The organism is Dictyoglomus sp. LHC4 (assembly GCF_055181355.1).
Map to the genome: position 1 here is coordinate 1,593,927 of NZ_CM143707.1, position 16,179 is coordinate 1,610,105.

Sequence of the window (16,179 nt, forward strand, 5' to 3'; positions counted from 1 at the left end):
TTTTCTTCCTCAACCTTCTAAAAGTTTTTGGAAGAGAAAATCTAAGGCTTTAGGTAAGTTACCTTCCAATTTTTCTTTATGTTTTTTTAATTGTAAATCGTACTCTTTTGCTATCTCCGCTATCTTTCTTTCTATTTCCTCTTTTCTTACTTTCTCTATCCCTTTTATCTCCCTTAAATATTCTTGTCTCTTTTCCTCTTGTTTTAAAAGAAACTCTTCTATTTTTTTGTTAAATATAATTTCTATGTTTATTTTTTCCTTTTCTATTTGGGTTTCTAATTCTTTTTCCTTTTCATGAATATAAGAAATTACATCTTTAACTTTTTCTTCCCTCATAGCTTATACAACCTTCTGTACTTTTCCAGCCTTTAAGCACCTGGCACAAACTTTTATTGTTTTAACCTTTCCATTAACTAAGGCGCGAACCTTATGAAGGTTGGGAAGCCATCTGGTTTTTGTTCTACGATGAGAATGGCTTACTTGTAAACCTACCCAAGGACCCTTTCCACAAATCTCGCATCTTCGTGACATATTTTCATCCTCCCTTCTCTAAATATAGAATTTTAAGAAACTTTCTTTAAAACCATATTAAAACTTAGAATTTCTATTTTCATCAAAAATCGGTTATAATTATAACATATGAAAGACAGAATACCATATGTAGCAGGATATTTTTATCCTGCTGATGAAAGAGAACTAATAAGCCTTATATCCAAGTTTATTATAAAGGCAGATGAAAAAATATCTGTCATAGGGTGCGTTGTTCCTCATGCAGGATATATTTACTCTGGAAAAGTTGCAGGTAAAGTATATTCAAGTATAAAAATACCTGACAATGTTATAATTTTAGGTCCCAACCACAATGGATTAGGGGTACCTGCATCAATATATAAGGAGGGTAAATGGTTAACTCCACTAGGTAAGGTAGATATAAACAACGATTTATCTGAAAAGATACTTAAACACTCTAAGTATTTAATTGAAGATCCTTATGCCCATATATATGAACATTCCATAGAGGTTCAAATTCCCTTCTTACAATTTTTAAACCCCAATATAAGTATAGTTCCCATCACAATAGTGGATTATAGAACTCCCATATTATATGATTTAGCAATAGCCATCTATAAAGCCATATTAGAAACTAACGATCAAATTCTTGTTATTACAAGTTCTGACTTTTCTCATTATGAACCTCTGACCATAGCTAAGAAAAAAGATTTCTATGCTATAGAAGCCATCTTAAATTTAGATGAAGAAGAATTTATGAATCGAGTAAGAAAAGAAGATATTAGTATTTGTGGAACAGGACCTATTTTTGTGACAATAACAGTAAGTAAATATTTAGGCGCTTCAAAAGGAATACTTATAGACTATAGTACTTCTGGAGATATCACGAAAGACTATTCAGAAGTAGTAGGATATGCAGGAATAGTTTTTCTAAAAGGAAGTGAATAGATTAGGAATAATTGGCTTAGGAAATCCTGGAAAAGAATATGCAAACACACGCCATAATGTTGGTTTTATGGTGGTGGATTATTTACACAATTATTTCTCCTTTAACAAATGGGAAAGAATAGAATTGAATTTTGTTTCTGAAGGCTTTATAGAATCATCCAAAATATACCTTGTTAAGCCCCAAACATATATGAATCTAAGCGGTAAGGGAGTAAAAAATTTTCTTGATTATTATAATCTTGAGTCACAAGAAATTCTGATAGTACAAGATGATTTAGATCTTAATTTAGGGTCTATAAGAATTAGGTTTAATGGAAAAGATGGAGGACACAATGGAATAAAATCTATTATACAGGAAATTCAAACTTCCAATTTTTATCGCTTAAGAATTGGAATAGGAAAACCAATAGATAAAGCTGAAACAATAAATTACGTATTAGGAGCGTTCACAGAAGAAGAATGGAAAATCTTATCAAAAGTATTAAACAAAATGCCAGAAATAATTAATACTATTTTAAAGGAGGGATGGGATAAGGCTCAGAATCTTTATAATAGAAGATGGCTCTTTTAGAAAAATTTATTAGAAGTAAAGAGTTTAATAAATTAAAATATCTTATCAATGAGGGAAAAAACTTAAAAATTTTCAAGATTTATAAAGGTATATATCCTATACTACTTGAATCTTTACTTAACCTTGGAAGGCCTATTCTATGGATAACCAATAATGATGAAAATTTAACATTATGGGAAGAATTAAAAATTGAGATCGATATTTTAGAAACATTTCCTTCTTACGTTCATTTACCTTATGAAAAACCTTTAAGATCTGTACAAAAAGAAGGAAAAAGATTAAAGGTTCTTACTGATCTTCTATTAAATCCGAATCATATAATTATAGCCTCTTTAAAATCCCTTGTCTATCCATTAACCTCAAAAGACAAACTCTCAAACAATTTCATGGTCTTAGAGGTAGGTAAGGAGATAGAGAGAAATCTTTTAGAAAATTTTCTTCAAAGAAATCAATATGATAAGAATATTCAAGTAGAGAAAATAGGAGAATATAGTATTAGAGGTGGAATTTTGGATATCTTTCCATCCTCTTCTGAATATCCTATAAGATTAGAATTTTTTGGAGATGAAATAACATCAATAAGATTTTTTAGTATCGAAGACCGAAGGTCTATAAAAAATTTAACAAAATTTATTTTAACTCCCTTATATGAACTTGATAAAAATTTAGATGAAGAAAAATATTTCTTGAAACATAATGAAGTAATAGACTATATTTTCTCCTTCTTGTCATCCAAAACCTTGATCGTATTTGAAAATTTAGGAGAAAGTTTAGCTCTCTTAGAAAAATGGGAGGAAAAAGGAAAAGAGAATTATAATAAAAGATCATCAAAAGAAAAGTTACCACCTAATCTTTTTCTTACAAAAGAAAGATTGTTAGAGAGTTTAGGTAAATATCAATATTTAGATCTTTACAATTATGAACCTGACATTAATTTTACTATATACTCTCCCCCCACATTTAAGGGTACAGGAGATTTTTTAGAAAAGACATTAAAAAGTTATAAAGAAGATGGTTGGGATATTTACATTTCCTCTGAACATGAAGATATATTAAAGATACGCTTAAAAAACATAGATTTGAAATATTTAAGAGGAGAAAAAATAAAAGAAGGCTTTTTATGGGAAGATGAAAAAATATTAGTATTAACAGATTATGAAATTTTTGGAAAGAGAAGAAAAAGAAAAGTAATAAAAACAGAAAAAGGCTTAAGACCTAAAGATTTATCATTATTAAAAGATGGGGATTATGTAGTACATGTTAATTATGGTATAGGCATATTTAGAGGTCTCAAGAAACTCAAAATAGAAGGAATCGAGAATGAATTCATAACTATAGAATATGCAGATAAAAGCTATTTATATGTACCTTTGGAAGAGATGCACCTTATTCAAAGATATGTATCATCTTCTCAAACTCCTCCTCAGATAAGCAAACTTGGTACGAAACAATGGGAAGAAACTAAAAGAAAAGTCAAGGAATCAACTAAAGAAATTGCTGAAGAATTGCTAAAAATATATGCTCAAAGGGAAATTTCTCAAGGTTTTGCCTTTTCTAAAGATAATTTTCTACAAAAAGAACTGGAAGCAAGTTTCCCTTACATTGAAACCGAAGATCAAATTAAAGCTCTAAATGAAATCAAAAAGGATATGGAATCGAACAAACCTATGGAAAGAGTGCTTATTGGAGATGTGGGTTTTGGAAAAACAGAGCTTGCTTTAAGAGCAAGTTTTAAAGCAGTATTAGATGGAAAACAGGTGGCTATTCTTGTACCCACTACTATTTTAGCATTTCAGCATTGGAGAGTTTTTAAAGAAAGGCTTGAAGTTTTTCCCGTGAATATTGAGATTTTAAGCAGATTAAAACCAAAATCGGAACAAAAAAGAATTTTGGAAAAAATTAAAAAAGGAGAAATAGATATTATTATAGGAACCCATAGAATCCTTCAAAAGGATGTTCAATTTAGAGATTTAGGACTTATCATAGTAGATGAAGAACATAGATTTGGAGTATTGCAAAAAGAACATTTTAAAAAGAAATACCCCAATGTAGACATTCTCTATCTTTCTGCTACTCCTATTCCTCGCACTCTTTCTATGATTCTTTCAGGAATAAGGCAATTTTCTATTTTAGAAACACCACCTGAGAACCGATTACCTATACAAACCTTTGTGTTAGAATATAATCCTCAAATCATCCAAGAAGGGATAAGAAGAGAATTAGAAAGAGGAGGTCAAGTATATTATGTCTGCAATGATATTCCAAAACTTGAAAAAATAAGAGAATTTCTTATTCAATTAGTTCCAGAGGCCTCTTATGGTATTATTCATGGTCAAATGGCGGATGAAAAGATTACGGAAATAATGAATGATTTTTACAACGGAAAAATAGATGTGCTTATAGCCACCACAATAATCGAATCAGGAATAGATGTACCTAACGCCAATACACTTTTCATAGAAAATGCAGAACACATGGGTCTTGCCCAGTTATATCAACTTAGAGGTCGCATTGGACGGTCAGATAGACAAGCTTATGCTTATTTTCTCCACGCTCCAATAAAAAAACTATCTGAAGAAAGTATAAAAAGATTGGAAGCATTAAAAGAATTTTCAAGTTTGGGGTCTGGCTTAAGACTTGCATTGCATGATTTAGAGATAAGAGGAGCAGGTAAAATATTAGGCAAAGAACAACATGGACATATTGACTCGATAGGATTCTACCTCTACCTACAACTTTTAGAAGAGGCCATTAAAGAATTAAAATCACAAGAAAAAGAAGAGAAAGAAAAAAATTGTAAGATAATTCATTCCTTTGCTATTTCTATACCAGAAGACTATATAACCTCAAGCAGTGACCGTATCTACTATTATCAGAAACTTGCTCACTTAAAATCCCTTTCAGAATTAGATGATATTAAGAGGGAGATGGAAGATATCTATGGACCAATTCCTGAAAGTTTAAATAATCTCTTTTTGTTTTCTAAAATAAAATTCTTAGCAGAAAATATGAATATTGAAAAAATCGAAATCTCTACAAAATTAAAATTACACCAAAAAGATGGAAAAACTAAAGAGCTATCTCTTCCTCAAGGAACAATCACCAAAAAACTTGAATTTATTTATAATTTTCTAAAAGATCTCTCCAATATAAGATAAAATTGTGATATAATCGCAATCAGATTGCTTATAAAAAAATCTTTACAGGATATGAGGTGAACAGCAATGAAGGGTAATAGTGTTCTAAAAATCGTATTTCTTGTATTTATTGTTCTTTTTGTATTAGGGGGTGCTTTTGTTACCTTTGTTTATCATCAGATGAAAAACTATCCTGTAATCAAAGTAAACAATATCCCCATAAGCAGACAGGAATACAAGGACAGATTAAATTTTATGAAAACCCAATATGCCATATTATACAATATAGATTTTACAACAACCGATGGACAGAAACTCTTAGGTAAGGTAAAAGAAGAAACTATAAAAGATTTAGCTCGTTGGAAGATATTACAAGAAGAGGCTAAAAAAAGAGGGATTAGTGTCTACAACCAAGAGGTAGAACAGAGATTAAAAGAGATAGAAAAGGAATTTCCAAACACTCTTCAATTTGAGATGGCTCTTGCCCAATATGGATTAGATAGAAATACATTTAAAGAGGAATTAAAGAAAAATCTCCTTTATAGAAAGTTGATGAATGAAATTGGTAAGGATGAAAAAGTTTCAGAGGATGAAATTAAAAAATATTATAATGAAAACATAAAACTTTTTGAACATCCCAAAGAATATAAAGTGCACTTGATACTTGTAAAAGACGAGAAAAAAGCAAACCAAATATATAACGATTTAGTAAATAATAAAATAACCTTCACTGAGGCAGCTAAAAAATATTCTGAGGACACAACTACAAAGGACAAGGGTGGAGAATTAGGATTTGTTACAGAAGGAACATTACCAGAAGAAATAGAAAAAGTAACAAAAAAACTTCCAATCAATCAAGTAAGTAAACCTATTAAAACACAAGATGGCTATTATATTACTAAGATTTCAGAAATTAGAGAAGCTTACACAACACCATATTTCCAAGCAAAAGCAGAAATTGAAGAAAAACTTCTTACTGATAAAAGAGGCAAAGTCATAAACAAATGGTTAGAAGATCAATTAAACAAAGCAAAAATTGGAAAAGATTTTTCAGACAAAGATCTCTGGATGGTAATATGGAGAAAGCTAATAGAGATACAACAGTTTTTCTATAGAAAAGAGGCAAAAACACCTCTTCCAAAAACAGATGAATAGGATTTTTATGAGTTTATAGAACATAGGTAAAATCTTATTTAGAAACATTCAAGATAGAAAAATTTAGCTTGAATACTTGCTTTTTTTCGAGTTGGTGCTATAATCTTAGTGAAAATCAAATTTTTACAGATAAGAAGAAAGGCGATGAATAGAAAAGAGGATTTATGTAAAGAATTTATAGAATTGTATAATGTTGTTGAGAGGGTAAGAAAGAAATGCCCATGGGATCAAAAACAAACCCCTAAGTCATTGATTCCTTATCTATTAGAGGAGACCTATGAATTGATTGAAGCGTTAGAAGAAAATAATTCTGAGAAGATAAAAGAAGAGTTAGGAGATGTACTATTACATATTCTTATGCAAATCGTTATGGGAGAGGAAGAAAAAAAATTTAGTTTTGCAGAAGTATGTAAAAATTTAAGAACCAAGTTAATAATAAGACATCCTCATGTTTTTGGAAATGTGGAAGTTAATGGAGTAAAAGATATTTTAACAAATTGGGAAACAATTAAAAGTCAAGAAAAAGAAGAAAAAGGTATATTAAGTGGTGTACCATTGAACATGCCATCTCTTTTATCTGCCTTTAGAATTCAAGAAAAGGCTTCTCATGTGGGATTTGATTGGGAAAAGACTGAAGACATATTACCAAAACTAAAAGAGGAATTTAAAGAATTAGAAGAGGCAATCACTAATAAGAATAAAGAAAAAATAGAAGAAGAAATTGGAGATATTCTTTTTACTATAGTAAATATATCGCGTCATTTAAACATAGAACCTGAAGGAGCATTACGCAAAACCAACAAGAAATTTATTAAAAGATTTGAGTTTATAGAGAAGAAGATAAAAGAATTAGGAAAAGATTGGAAAAACCTTACCTTAAAAGAATTAGATGAACTTTGGGAACTTTCGAAAACTTCATAGATTTATGATATAAATCCATTAAGAAAGGGGGTGAATAAGGATGAAAAAGGCCGATTTCATCGCAAAGGTAGCAGAGAAGGCAAAAATCACAAAGAAAGAGGCAACTAAAGTAGTAAATGCTGTACTAGAAACTATAACCGAAGCATTATCTAAGGGGGATACAGTTCAATTTGTAGGATTTGGTACTTTCTCTGTAAGAAAGAGAGCAGCTAGAGAGGGAAGAAACCCTCGTACACAACAACCAATTAAAATACCAGCAACAAAAGTTCCTGTATTCCGTCCCGGAAAAGAGCTTCGTGAAGCAGTAAAGAAGTAAATCTAAAGTCCCAGGCTGGCTAATTCCAGCCTGGGACTTATTATTTTTGGGAGTGAAAAAATGGCAAAGAAGCTATTTTTAGAGGATGAGCATAAAAAATTAAAGGCTAAGTTTTTTGAGTTTGCAAATTGGTGGATGCCCTTAGAATATGTAGGAACAGTAAAAGAACACCTTTCTGTAAGATATGAAGTAGGAATTTTTGATATATCCCACATGGGAAGAATTGTAGTTAACGGCAAAAATTCTAAAGACCTCCTTCAATATACAACTTCTAACGATGTTAACAGACTACACCCAGGAAAGGCTCAGTATTCTTTAGTTTTAACCCCTCAAGGGACTATTATGGATGATATTCTCGTATATATGATTTCAGAAGAAGAATTTCTATTAATAGTAAATGCTATTAATACAGAGAAAATATTTAATTGGCTATTAGAAAATAATAAAAAGTTTAATGTCTATATTGAAGATATAACCTTTAAAACAAATCTATTAGCTATTCAGGGACCAGAAGCTGAGAAAATTGTTCAAAAATATACAAATTATCCTTTAAATAATATTCCATATTATCATTTTGTAAAGGACAAAATAATAAATAAAAATGTTCTAATATCAAGAACTGGATATACAGGAGAAGATGGTTTCGAAATTGTTGTATCTGTAGAGGATGTGAAAGAAATTTTTAACATCTTTACACAAGAAGAAAAAATAACACCTTGCGGGCTTGGAGCAAGGGATACCTTAAGGTTAGAAATTGGATATCCCTTATATGGTCATGAATTAGATGAAAACACAACCCCTTGGGAAGCCAATTTAGGATGGGCTGTAAAGTTGGAAAAAGGGGAATTCATTGGAAGGGATGCTTTGATTGATAAAAGAGATAAAAAAACAAAAACCCTAAATGGATTTGAGCTTTTGGAAAATGGTATTCCTAGAGCAGGATATGAAGTCTATAGTCATGAAGAAAAAATAGGTTATGTGACAAGTGGAAATTATTCTCCTATATTGAAACGAGGAGTTGGATTATTATATAATAATTCAATTCATGAAGAAGTGAGAATTAAAGCAAGAGATAAATTCTTAAAAGCTAAAATTGTCAAGCCCCCCTTTGTTAAGAATACATCTATAAAGAAAGGAGAAAAGAAAAATGTATCCTGAAAATCTTAAATATTCAAAAGAACATGAATGGGTAAAATTAGAAGGAAATATTGCAATTGTTGGTATCTCTTTTTATGCTCAAGAAGAACTTGGTGATATTGTTTACATAGATCTACCAGAAATAGGTAAAACTGTAAAACAAAATGATGTATTAGCTGTAATTGAATCTGTAAAATCTGCTTCCGATGTCTATTCACCCATATCAGGTAAGGTAATAGAAGTAAATGAAAAACTTAAAGAAAAACCAGAAATAATAAATGAAGATCCCTACAATGAAGGCTGGATCGCAAAATTGGAAATTAGTGATCCTAAGGAATTAGACACACTAATGAATGTAGAGGAGTATAAAAAATTTATAGGAGCTTAAAAATATGGCTTATATCCCCCATACTTCAAAAGAAATTTTAGAGATGCTAAAAGCCATAGAAGTAAGTAGTACTGAGGAGTTATTCAACGATATACCAGATGATATTAAGAAAAAAGCAAAAGAGAATTTTATTTTACCACCCTCAATATCAGAAATAGATCTTATCAACGAGATACAAAATTTAGCTCAAAAAAATAAAGGCGAAAAATTCATATCCTTCTTAGGGGGTGGTGCTTATAAACACTATATACCTCCCTTTGTTAAGCTAGTAGCTCAATTTCCCAACTTCTATACTTCCTATACTCCATATCAGCCTGAAATTAGTCAGGGAGTTTTACAAGCCATATTTGAATATCAAAGTCTTATATGCGATCTTACTCAGATGGATGTGGCTAATGCTTCCCTTTATGAGGCAGGCTCAGGTATTTGTGAGGCAGTTTTCATGGGAGTAAGGATAAATGGTAAAAAAGAAGTTTTAGTATCCGAAGGGTTACATCCAGAATATTTAGAGACACTTTATACATATTTAGGGGCTCAAGAAATTAAAATTGTAAAGATTCCACTTAATAAAAACGGTGAAACAGATATTGATTTTCTAAAAGAAAAAATATCCAATAATACTTCCTCTGTAATTATACAAAACCCTAATTTTTTTGGAGTTATAGAAAAGGAATTAGAAGAAATAGAAAAAATAACCCACCAACATGATGCTTTACTAATAATTTCCATATATCCTATATCCTTAGGAATTTTAAAAGCTCCAGGAGAGTACAATGTGGATATTGTAGTCGGAGAAGGCCAATCCTTAGGTATACCATTAGGCTTTGGTGGGCCATATTTAGGTATCTTGGCTACAAAAAGAGAATACATAAGGCAAATGCCTGGTAGAATTGTAGGAGAGACAAGGGATATAGATAATAAGAGAGGATTTGTAAATACTCTTCAAACCCGTGAACAACATATAAGAAGAGCAAAAGCCACATCTAATATATGTACAAACGAAGCCCTCACAGCAATAATGGCCGCAGTATATATGTCTCTTTTAGGTAAGAAGGGTATTAGAAAAATTGCCGAACTTTGTTTCTCAAGAACTCATTATTTAAAGGATATTTTAACTAAAGAAGGTTTTGAATTAACCTATCCTAATTCATACAATTTTAACGAATTTGTTTTAAAAACCCCAATAGATAGTAATATAGTTATAGACTCACTCAAGAAAAAAAACATTATAGCAGGAATTCCTCTTAAAAGGTTCTATCCTGAAAGAGAAAAAGAAATCCTCATTGCAGTTACTGAGATGAATTCATTAGATAATATTAACTTTTTAGTATCTTCTTTAAAGGAGGTCATATATAAAAATTGAATAAAGAAATACCTCTCCTAAAAGATTTACATGATAATAACAGACCTACAATCAATCTTCCAGATCCTTTAGAGGATTATCTTCCAGAGAGGATCTTACCTGAAAAACTAATTAGAAAAGACATACCTATTCCTCAAATAAGTGAGCCAGAAGTGGTGAGACATTTTACCAATCTTTCTCAAAGAGGTTATGGAGTTGATACAGGTTTTTACCCGTTAGGTTCATGTACCATGAAATATAATCCCAAAATAAATGAAGAAATAGCAAGTTTTCCATCATTTGCTAATTTACATCCCTATACTCCAGAAGATTTATCCCAGGGAAGTTTAGAAATTATCTATAAACTTGGAGAATATCTATCCATTATAACAGGCATGGATAAATTTACTTTTCAACCTTCTGCAGGAGCTCATGGAGAACTTACATCATTGTTAATTATCAAAGCATATTTTAAAGACAAAGGAGAGAAAAGAAAAATTGTATTAGTTCCAGATTCTGCCCACGGAACAAATCCTGCAAGTGCAACAATGGCAGGATTTGAAACTATAGAAATACCATCTGATGAAAGAGGACTTGTAAATCCTAATATATTAGCAAAATATCTAAATAAAGATGTGGCTGTTTTGATGCTAACTAATCCAAATACTCTTGGTCTTTTTGAAAAAGATATATTGAAGATCTCCCAAATGGTACATGAGACAGGAGCTCTTTTATATTATGATGGAGCAAATTTAAATGGTATCATGGGATATGCAAGACCTGGTGATATGGGATTTGATGCTGTCCATATAAACCTTCATAAAACCTTTTCCACTCCCCATGGGGGTGGAGGCCCAGGAGCGGGTCCTGTAGGTGTAAAATCATTTTTGAAAGATTATTTACCAAAACCAACAGTAGAATTTGATGGAGAAAGGTATTATCTTAATTATGAGGTCAAAAAAAGTATAGGAAGAGTAAGAACGTTTTATGGAAATTTTTTAGTACTTCTAAAAGCTTATTGCTATATTAGACTTCTTGGATCTGAAGGTTTGAAGAATGTTACTGAAATGGCTGTATTAAATGCTAATTATTTAAAAGAAAAATTAAAAGATCTTTTCCATCTACCTTACCCTGATCTCTGTAAGCATGAATTTATCCTCTCTGGTAAAAAACAAAAAGAAAAAGGAATTAAAGTACTTGATATAGCTAAAAGGATACTTGATTATGGAGTACATCCACCTACAATATATTTCCCTCTTATAGTAGAAGAAGCTTTAATGATTGAGCCTACAGAAACTGAAACCAAATATACCTTAGATCAATTTGTAGAAATTTTAAAAGCTATTATTAAAGAGAGTGAGGAAAATCCTGATATATTAAAATCAGCCCCTCATAATACACCTGTAGGTAGATTAGATGAAGTATATGCAGCTAAAATATTAAAGGTAAACTGGAGATGATATCAGTAAAACCTATTAGAACCCTGCCACTAAGTACCACAGGGGAATGGTGTGCTTTGCAATGTGATCATTGTAAGGCTCATTTTTTAAAAAATATGACAAATATAGATCATCTTTCAAGAAAGCTTGAGTTAAATTATTTTAAAAGTATTTTGGTTAGTGGCGGATATAATAAGGAAGGCTATCTTCCCCTCTCAAAATCCTCTATAAATCTTATGAAAAAATTAAAAGAATCAGGATATAAACTAAACTTTCATATGGGTCTTATAAATGAAAAAACAATTAAACATTTAATATCACTACCAGATATGGTTTCATATGATTTGATGTTAGATGACTTTGTTATTAAAAATATTTTTCATCTTAAGGATAAGGATAGTAACGAATTTAAAGAAAAATACTTTATGATAAAAGAATATTTTCCAATAAGTCCTCATATATTAATAGGAGCTAATTATGGAAAGATAGAAAAAGAATATGAAGAAATAGATTTTTTATCTAAAGATCCTCCTCCTGAGAAAATTATATTCATTGTGATTACTCCCATTCAAAATACACCTTTCCAAGAAATATCTTTACCTTCTATAAAAGAAGTTGAAGAACTTTGGAATTATGCTAAGAAAAAACTTCCCAATACTAAGTTTTATCTTGGATGTGTACGCCCAAATGGTAATTACAGATATGAATTAGACTCTTTAGCCATATACCTTAACTTTCATGCTATTGTTAATCCTCACTCTGAAGCTATAAAATCCCAGAATAATATAAAAATCTTTGAAGAATGCTGTGCCTTATTATGAGATTTGGAATTTCTTCAGGTAGTTTGGATGTACTTAAAAGAAAATATATAAAAGAAGATTCACCAACGACTTTATATCTTATGACACTACAAAAGTGTCTCAATAATTGTGCCTTCTGCACCCAAGCAAGAGAAAGTCACGCTGATGTTTTTATGCTTTCGAGAATTACATGGCCTCTAATAGAAATAGAAGATTTAATAAACCTTTTAGAGGAATATAATCCTTTTAAAAGATTATGTTTTCAAGTGACAAATCATCTAAGTTGGGAAAAAGAATTAATTGAAACTATAAAACTATTTAAAAATTTCAATTTACCTATTTCTATTTCTGCCCCCTTTAATAACATATCTCATATGGAAAAATTCTTCAAATTAGGAATCGATAGAATAAACATATCTATTGATGCGGTAGGAAAAGATCTTTTTAGAAAAATAAAATATGGAGATTTTGAAGAAAGATTAGAGTTTATTAAAGAAGCAAGTATAAAATTTCCTTCCCAAATCACATCTCATATAATTGTAGGATTAGGAGAAAAAGAAAAGGAGTTAGTTTACATTATAGATAAGTTATCAAAATGGAAGGTAACAGTAGCTTTATTTGCATTTACACCTCTAAATGGAACTCGTCTTGAAAACATGAACCCTCCTAATTATTACAAATACAGAAAAATACAACTTATCACTTTCCTTTTACAAAGAAATTTAATCTCTTTTGATGAATTGTTTTTTGATAAAAATGACAATTTATTAATTACGGAAGATATTTTATCATTGTCTGAGCCTTTTTTTAAAATAATTTTTAAAACAACTGGATGCCCTAATTGCAACAGACCTTATTATAATGAAAGCCCAAGAATAGTACCTTATAACTTCCCAAGAAATTTAAAAGATATAGAGATTGAAGAGATAAAAGATCTACTCAGAAATGGAAAGGCAAGCATTAATTTATAAAACGTTAAAAATAGTACGTGATTATGCCAAAGCTAATCATTTAAAAATCTATATAGTAGGTGGTTTTGTAAGAGATTACCTTATTGGAAAAGAACTAAAGGACATGGACTTTTTAATTTACCCATTAAATTATAATTTTTTATTTGTTCTAACTAACCTTTTTAACGGTAAACTTATCAAATTAGATGAGGAGCGAGAGTATTACAGAATAATTATAAATAATAATGATGAAGACATAATTTTAGATTTTACCCCAATATATGAAAACAATTTACTATTAGAACTTCTAAGGCGTGATTTTACTATAAATTCTATTGTATTAAATCTTTCCAGCTTTAAAATAATTGATCCTTTAAATGGTTTAAAAGATTTAGAAAGAGGAATATTAAGAATATCTTCACCTAGTTCCTTTAAGGAAGATCCTTTAAGGATTCTAAGAGCTTTTAGATTTTTAGGATATGGTTTTAAAATAGAAAAAAATACTTATGAGAAGATCATAGAAGATAGAGAAAAATTAAAATCAGTGAAAGCAGAAAGGATACACGGCGAAATTTACAAAATACTAAGTTCGTCATTCTCAAGTTATTTATGGATTAAAATGGTAGAAACAAAAGTTTTAGAGGTTATTTTACCAGAGCTTTTTGTATTAAAAGATATTCCATGGAGTAATCCCCACCATGAAGATCCATTGATGCACTCTATAAGTTCTTTATCTGCTCTTGAAGATATAATATACAATATAGAATCTATTTTTCCAGAATCATATCAACAAATCTTAACATACTTAAATAAAAAATTCTTTTCAAACTATACAAAGCTTGAAACTCTAAAATTAGCAGTATTACTTCATGATATAGGTAAATCTGAAACTTTCTCTATTGATGAAGCCTCTTTAGTTCATTACTATGGACATTCACAAAAAGGAGTTGAACTTTTAGATAATATAGGAGAAAGATTGAAGTTAAGTAAAAAGGAAATAATTTTTTTAAAAAAACTTATTGGGACTCATATGTACCCTTTAAGCTTCATACAAAATCCAGTATCCAATCCTATTTATAAGTTCACTTTAAGAGTAAAAGATGATGTACCTGCTTTGATACTACTCTTTATGGCTGATCAAATATCTATTAAAGGTAAAATAGAAAACTTGGATTGGTATAGGAAAATATTAAATGAATTTTTCAGAATAAAGAATACTCCTAAACCCTTGTTAACAGGTAATGAAATCATGGAAATATTTAATCTAACCCCATCTCCCCTAATAGGTAAATTAAAAGAAAAGCTTATAAAAGCACAGATAAATAATAAAATATCTACAAGAGATGAAGCCATAAGATACCTTGAAGAAATATTGAAAAATGAAACCAATAGCTAAAAAAATAATTGAATATACTATGAAAGATCTTTTTTATAAATTAAATTTTCCCTTTGAGTGGGGAAGAGAAAGTTTATATCAATTATATTTCTATGAAAAAGGAGAAGAACGAATAATAGAAGAAAGTTTCAAAAATTATAAAATCTTTCAGAAATGGATGAATTCTCATAACATTATTCTCTCTAATTTTATAGAAAAGCTAAAAAGCATTAGGGATATAAGGAGTGATTTTTTAAGCTTTGAACGTTCTTCTCTTAAAAATTTAATTGTAGATTTATACAATATTATAGACGATATCAGAATATTTATTGAAAAAAATAGCATACCTTTACCTCAAGATATTTACATACCAGATATTAACATATTAAGTCCTGAAAATTTTACATGGGAAGTTCTCTCTTTTTATATCAAGTCTATAAGATTTATTACATTCTCTATCAATTTTTTTAATTATCCCCAAATATCTGAAGAAATAATTCTTTATAACAACAGAAAATATTTTCCCGAACATTCTTACAAGTTAATAGATGAAAAAGTATATCTTCAAGACTTAATTCTATCTTGGTCAGGAATACCTTCTCAAAACTATATAAAAGAATTTTATCTTCCAAAAGATATTAAGTTAGAAGATGGACTTGAATATTTTACAATAAAAGACAAAATATTTATCTTTCATAAATAATCAATTCCAATTTCTTTAACCAAAATTCCCCACTTGCATCCTTCTCAAGAATAATCTCTATAATATTTGTTTGACCTACTATCCAGTACTTTGTAACATCAAAAGAAGGAGTAATATAATATTCACTGCCAAAATCAAAACCTGAAATCACATTTTTTGAGTTTACATATATGGAAATAGGAGCCCATGTTTCTTCAGCCATAAAAGAAGAACTCATACCTGTAATCTTTAAAACTACTCTTTTGAGATTAAAAAGAGGGGTTACTGGAGTATATAACTTCAATTGCCCTTCTGCCCTTAACATGGCTAAATGATATTCACCATCACTTCTTTCTAATACTACCCCCTTTCCCATCTCAAAAACTAAATTTCCCTTGGGAGGATTTTTAGAGAAATCAATGGTAAAACTTTGTTTTGCAAGTCCTATATTTAGTAAAAATAAAAGCATTATAAAAAGAAACATATATCTTTTCATACTTAAACCTCC

17 protein-coding genes are annotated in these 16,179 nt (G+C 29.9%); 14 read left to right on the forward strand and 3 right to left on the reverse strand.

The genetic code is table 11. The features are described from left to right. Positions 1-9 precede the first annotated feature (9 nt). Positions 10-336 (reverse strand): chromosome partitioning protein, encoded by a 327-nt coding sequence (locus tag ACY3JO_RS08105; RefSeq protein WP_463084492.1) that lies wholly within the window; start codon positions 334-336, stop codon positions 10-12. Positions 337-339: 3 nt separating this feature from the next. Continuing rightward, complete coding sequence (gene rpmB / locus ACY3JO_RS08110; RefSeq protein ID WP_463084493.1) at positions 340-531, reverse strand: 50S ribosomal protein L28; 192 nt, start codon at positions 529-531, stop codon at positions 340-342. A gap of 108 nt (positions 532-639) precedes the next feature. Here rpmB and ACY3JO_RS08115 point away from each other — a divergent pair, with 108 nt between their 5' ends. From ACY3JO_RS08115 to ACY3JO_RS08180, 14 genes are all read left to right on the forward strand, one after another. After that, a complete protein-coding gene (locus ACY3JO_RS08115) occupies positions 640-1,458 on the forward strand; it encodes an MEMO1 family protein (protein ID WP_463084494.1) in 819 nt (272 codons plus the stop codon). Beyond that, positions 1,451-2,029, forward strand: a complete 579-nt coding sequence (gene pth, locus ACY3JO_RS08120; RefSeq protein ID WP_463084495.1) for an aminoacyl-tRNA hydrolase — start codon at positions 1,451-1,453, stop codon at positions 2,027-2,029. Before ACY3JO_RS08115 ends, pth begins: the two co-directional genes overlap by 8 nt. Continuing rightward, positions 2,017-5,187, forward strand: coding sequence for a transcription-repair coupling factor (mfd, locus tag ACY3JO_RS08125; RefSeq protein WP_463084496.1), 3,171 nt, complete (start codon positions 2,017-2,019; stop codon positions 5,185-5,187). Before pth ends, mfd begins: the two co-directional genes overlap by 13 nt. 66 nt (positions 5,188-5,253) lie before the next feature. Beyond that, positions 5,254-6,321, forward strand: coding sequence for a peptidyl-prolyl cis-trans isomerase (locus ACY3JO_RS08130; protein ID WP_463084497.1), 1,068 nt, complete (start codon positions 5,254-5,256; stop codon positions 6,319-6,321). 144 nt (positions 6,322-6,465) lie between these two features. Further along, positions 6,466-7,242: a nucleoside triphosphate pyrophosphohydrolase gene (gene mazG / locus ACY3JO_RS08135; RefSeq protein ID WP_463084498.1), complete on the forward strand. Its 777-nt coding sequence runs from the start codon at positions 6,466-6,468 to the stop codon at positions 7,240-7,242. A gap of 40 nt (positions 7,243-7,282) precedes the next feature. Beyond that, entirely contained in the window at positions 7,283-7,558 is a 276-nt protein-coding gene (locus ACY3JO_RS08140; RefSeq protein ID WP_463083527.1) for an HU family DNA-binding protein, read from the forward strand. Between the two features lie 60 nt (positions 7,559-7,618). Continuing rightward, the gene (gene gcvT, locus ACY3JO_RS08145) at positions 7,619-8,716 is read left to right on the forward strand and encodes a glycine cleavage system aminomethyltransferase GcvT (RefSeq protein ID WP_463084499.1); all 1,098 of its coding nucleotides are present in this window, start codon (positions 7,619-7,621) and stop codon (positions 8,714-8,716) included. Further along, positions 8,706-9,083 (forward strand): glycine cleavage system protein GcvH, encoded by a 378-nt coding sequence (gene gcvH / locus ACY3JO_RS08150; protein ID WP_463084500.1) that lies wholly within the window; start codon positions 8,706-8,708, stop codon positions 9,081-9,083. Before gcvT ends, gcvH begins: the two co-directional genes overlap by 11 nt. Positions 9,084-9,087: 4 nt before the next feature. Further along, the gene (gene gcvPA, locus ACY3JO_RS08155) at positions 9,088-10,446 is read left to right on the forward strand and encodes an aminomethyl-transferring glycine dehydrogenase subunit GcvPA (RefSeq protein ID WP_463084501.1); all 1,359 of its coding nucleotides are present in this window, start codon (positions 9,088-9,090) and stop codon (positions 10,444-10,446) included. Beyond that, positions 10,443-11,885, forward strand: coding sequence for an aminomethyl-transferring glycine dehydrogenase subunit GcvPB (gene gcvPB / locus ACY3JO_RS08160; protein WP_463084502.1), 1,443 nt, complete (start codon positions 10,443-10,445; stop codon positions 11,883-11,885). Before gcvPA ends, gcvPB begins: the two co-directional genes overlap by 4 nt. Beyond that, positions 11,882-12,685 (forward strand): radical SAM protein, encoded by an 804-nt coding sequence (locus ACY3JO_RS08165; RefSeq protein WP_463084503.1) that lies wholly within the window; start codon positions 11,882-11,884, stop codon positions 12,683-12,685. The genes gcvPB and ACY3JO_RS08165 overlap by 4 nt, the downstream gene beginning before the upstream one ends. Beyond that, positions 12,682-13,635 (forward strand): radical SAM protein, encoded by a 954-nt coding sequence (locus ACY3JO_RS08170; RefSeq protein ID WP_463084504.1) that lies wholly within the window; start codon positions 12,682-12,684, stop codon positions 13,633-13,635. Before ACY3JO_RS08165 ends, ACY3JO_RS08170 begins: the two co-directional genes overlap by 4 nt. Beyond that, on the forward strand, positions 13,610-15,010 hold the full coding sequence (locus ACY3JO_RS08175; RefSeq protein WP_463084505.1) for an HDIG domain-containing metalloprotein: 1,401 nt from the start codon (positions 13,610-13,612) through the stop codon (positions 15,008-15,010). Before ACY3JO_RS08170 ends, ACY3JO_RS08175 begins: the two co-directional genes overlap by 26 nt. Next, complete coding sequence (locus tag ACY3JO_RS08180; RefSeq protein WP_463084506.1) at positions 14,994-15,692, forward strand: DNA repair protein Rad50; 699 nt, start codon at positions 14,994-14,996, stop codon at positions 15,690-15,692. Before ACY3JO_RS08175 ends, ACY3JO_RS08180 begins: the two co-directional genes overlap by 17 nt. Here ACY3JO_RS08180 and ACY3JO_RS08185 read toward each other — a convergent pair. Then, on the reverse strand, positions 15,676-16,167 hold the full coding sequence (locus ACY3JO_RS08185) for a hypothetical protein (protein WP_463084507.1): 492 nt from the start codon (positions 16,165-16,167) through the stop codon (positions 15,676-15,678). The genes ACY3JO_RS08180 and ACY3JO_RS08185 overlap by 17 nt on opposite strands. Between the last annotated feature and the right edge of the window lie 12 nt (positions 16,168-16,179).

What these genes read in the sequence shown, in the direction of transcription:
- ACY3JO_RS08105 (WP_463084492.1), bottom strand. Translation starts at nt 336, where the DNA reads ATGAGGGAAGAAAAAGTTAAAGATGTAATTTCTTATATTCATGAAAAG.
- rpmB (WP_463084493.1), bottom strand. Translation starts at nt 531, where the DNA reads ATGTCACGAAGATGCGAGATTTGTGGAAAGGGTCCTTGGGTAGGTTTA.
- ACY3JO_RS08115 (WP_463084494.1), top strand. Translation starts at nt 640, where the DNA reads ATGAAAGACAGAATACCATATGTAGCAGGATATTTTTATCCTGCTGAT.
- mfd (WP_463084496.1), top strand. Translation starts at nt 2,017, where the DNA reads ATGGCTCTTTTAGAAAAATTTATTAGAAGTAAAGAGTTTAATAAATTA.
- ACY3JO_RS08130 (WP_463084497.1), top strand. Translation starts at nt 5,254, where the DNA reads ATGAAGGGTAATAGTGTTCTAAAAATCGTATTTCTTGTATTTATTGTT.
- mazG (WP_463084498.1), top strand. Translation starts at nt 6,466, where the DNA reads ATGAATAGAAAAGAGGATTTATGTAAAGAATTTATAGAATTGTATAAT.
- ACY3JO_RS08140 (WP_463083527.1), top strand. Translation starts at nt 7,283, where the DNA reads ATGAAAAAGGCCGATTTCATCGCAAAGGTAGCAGAGAAGGCAAAAATC.
- gcvT (WP_463084499.1), top strand. Translation starts at nt 7,619, where the DNA reads ATGGCAAAGAAGCTATTTTTAGAGGATGAGCATAAAAAATTAAAGGCT.
- gcvH (WP_463084500.1), top strand. Translation starts at nt 8,706, where the DNA reads ATGTATCCTGAAAATCTTAAATATTCAAAAGAACATGAATGGGTAAAA.
- gcvPA (WP_463084501.1), top strand. Translation starts at nt 9,088, where the DNA reads ATGGCTTATATCCCCCATACTTCAAAAGAAATTTTAGAGATGCTAAAA.
- ACY3JO_RS08165 (WP_463084503.1), top strand. Translation starts at nt 11,882, where the DNA reads ATGATATCAGTAAAACCTATTAGAACCCTGCCACTAAGTACCACAGGG.
- ACY3JO_RS08170 (WP_463084504.1), top strand. Translation starts at nt 12,682, where the DNA reads ATGAGATTTGGAATTTCTTCAGGTAGTTTGGATGTACTTAAAAGAAAA.
- ACY3JO_RS08175 (WP_463084505.1), top strand. Translation starts at nt 13,610, where the DNA reads ATGGAAAGGCAAGCATTAATTTATAAAACGTTAAAAATAGTACGTGAT.
- ACY3JO_RS08180 (WP_463084506.1), top strand. Translation starts at nt 14,994, where the DNA reads ATGAAACCAATAGCTAAAAAAATAATTGAATATACTATGAAAGATCTT.
- ACY3JO_RS08185 (WP_463084507.1), bottom strand. Translation starts at nt 16,167, where the DNA reads ATGAAAAGATATATGTTTCTTTTTATAATGCTTTTATTTTTACTAAAT.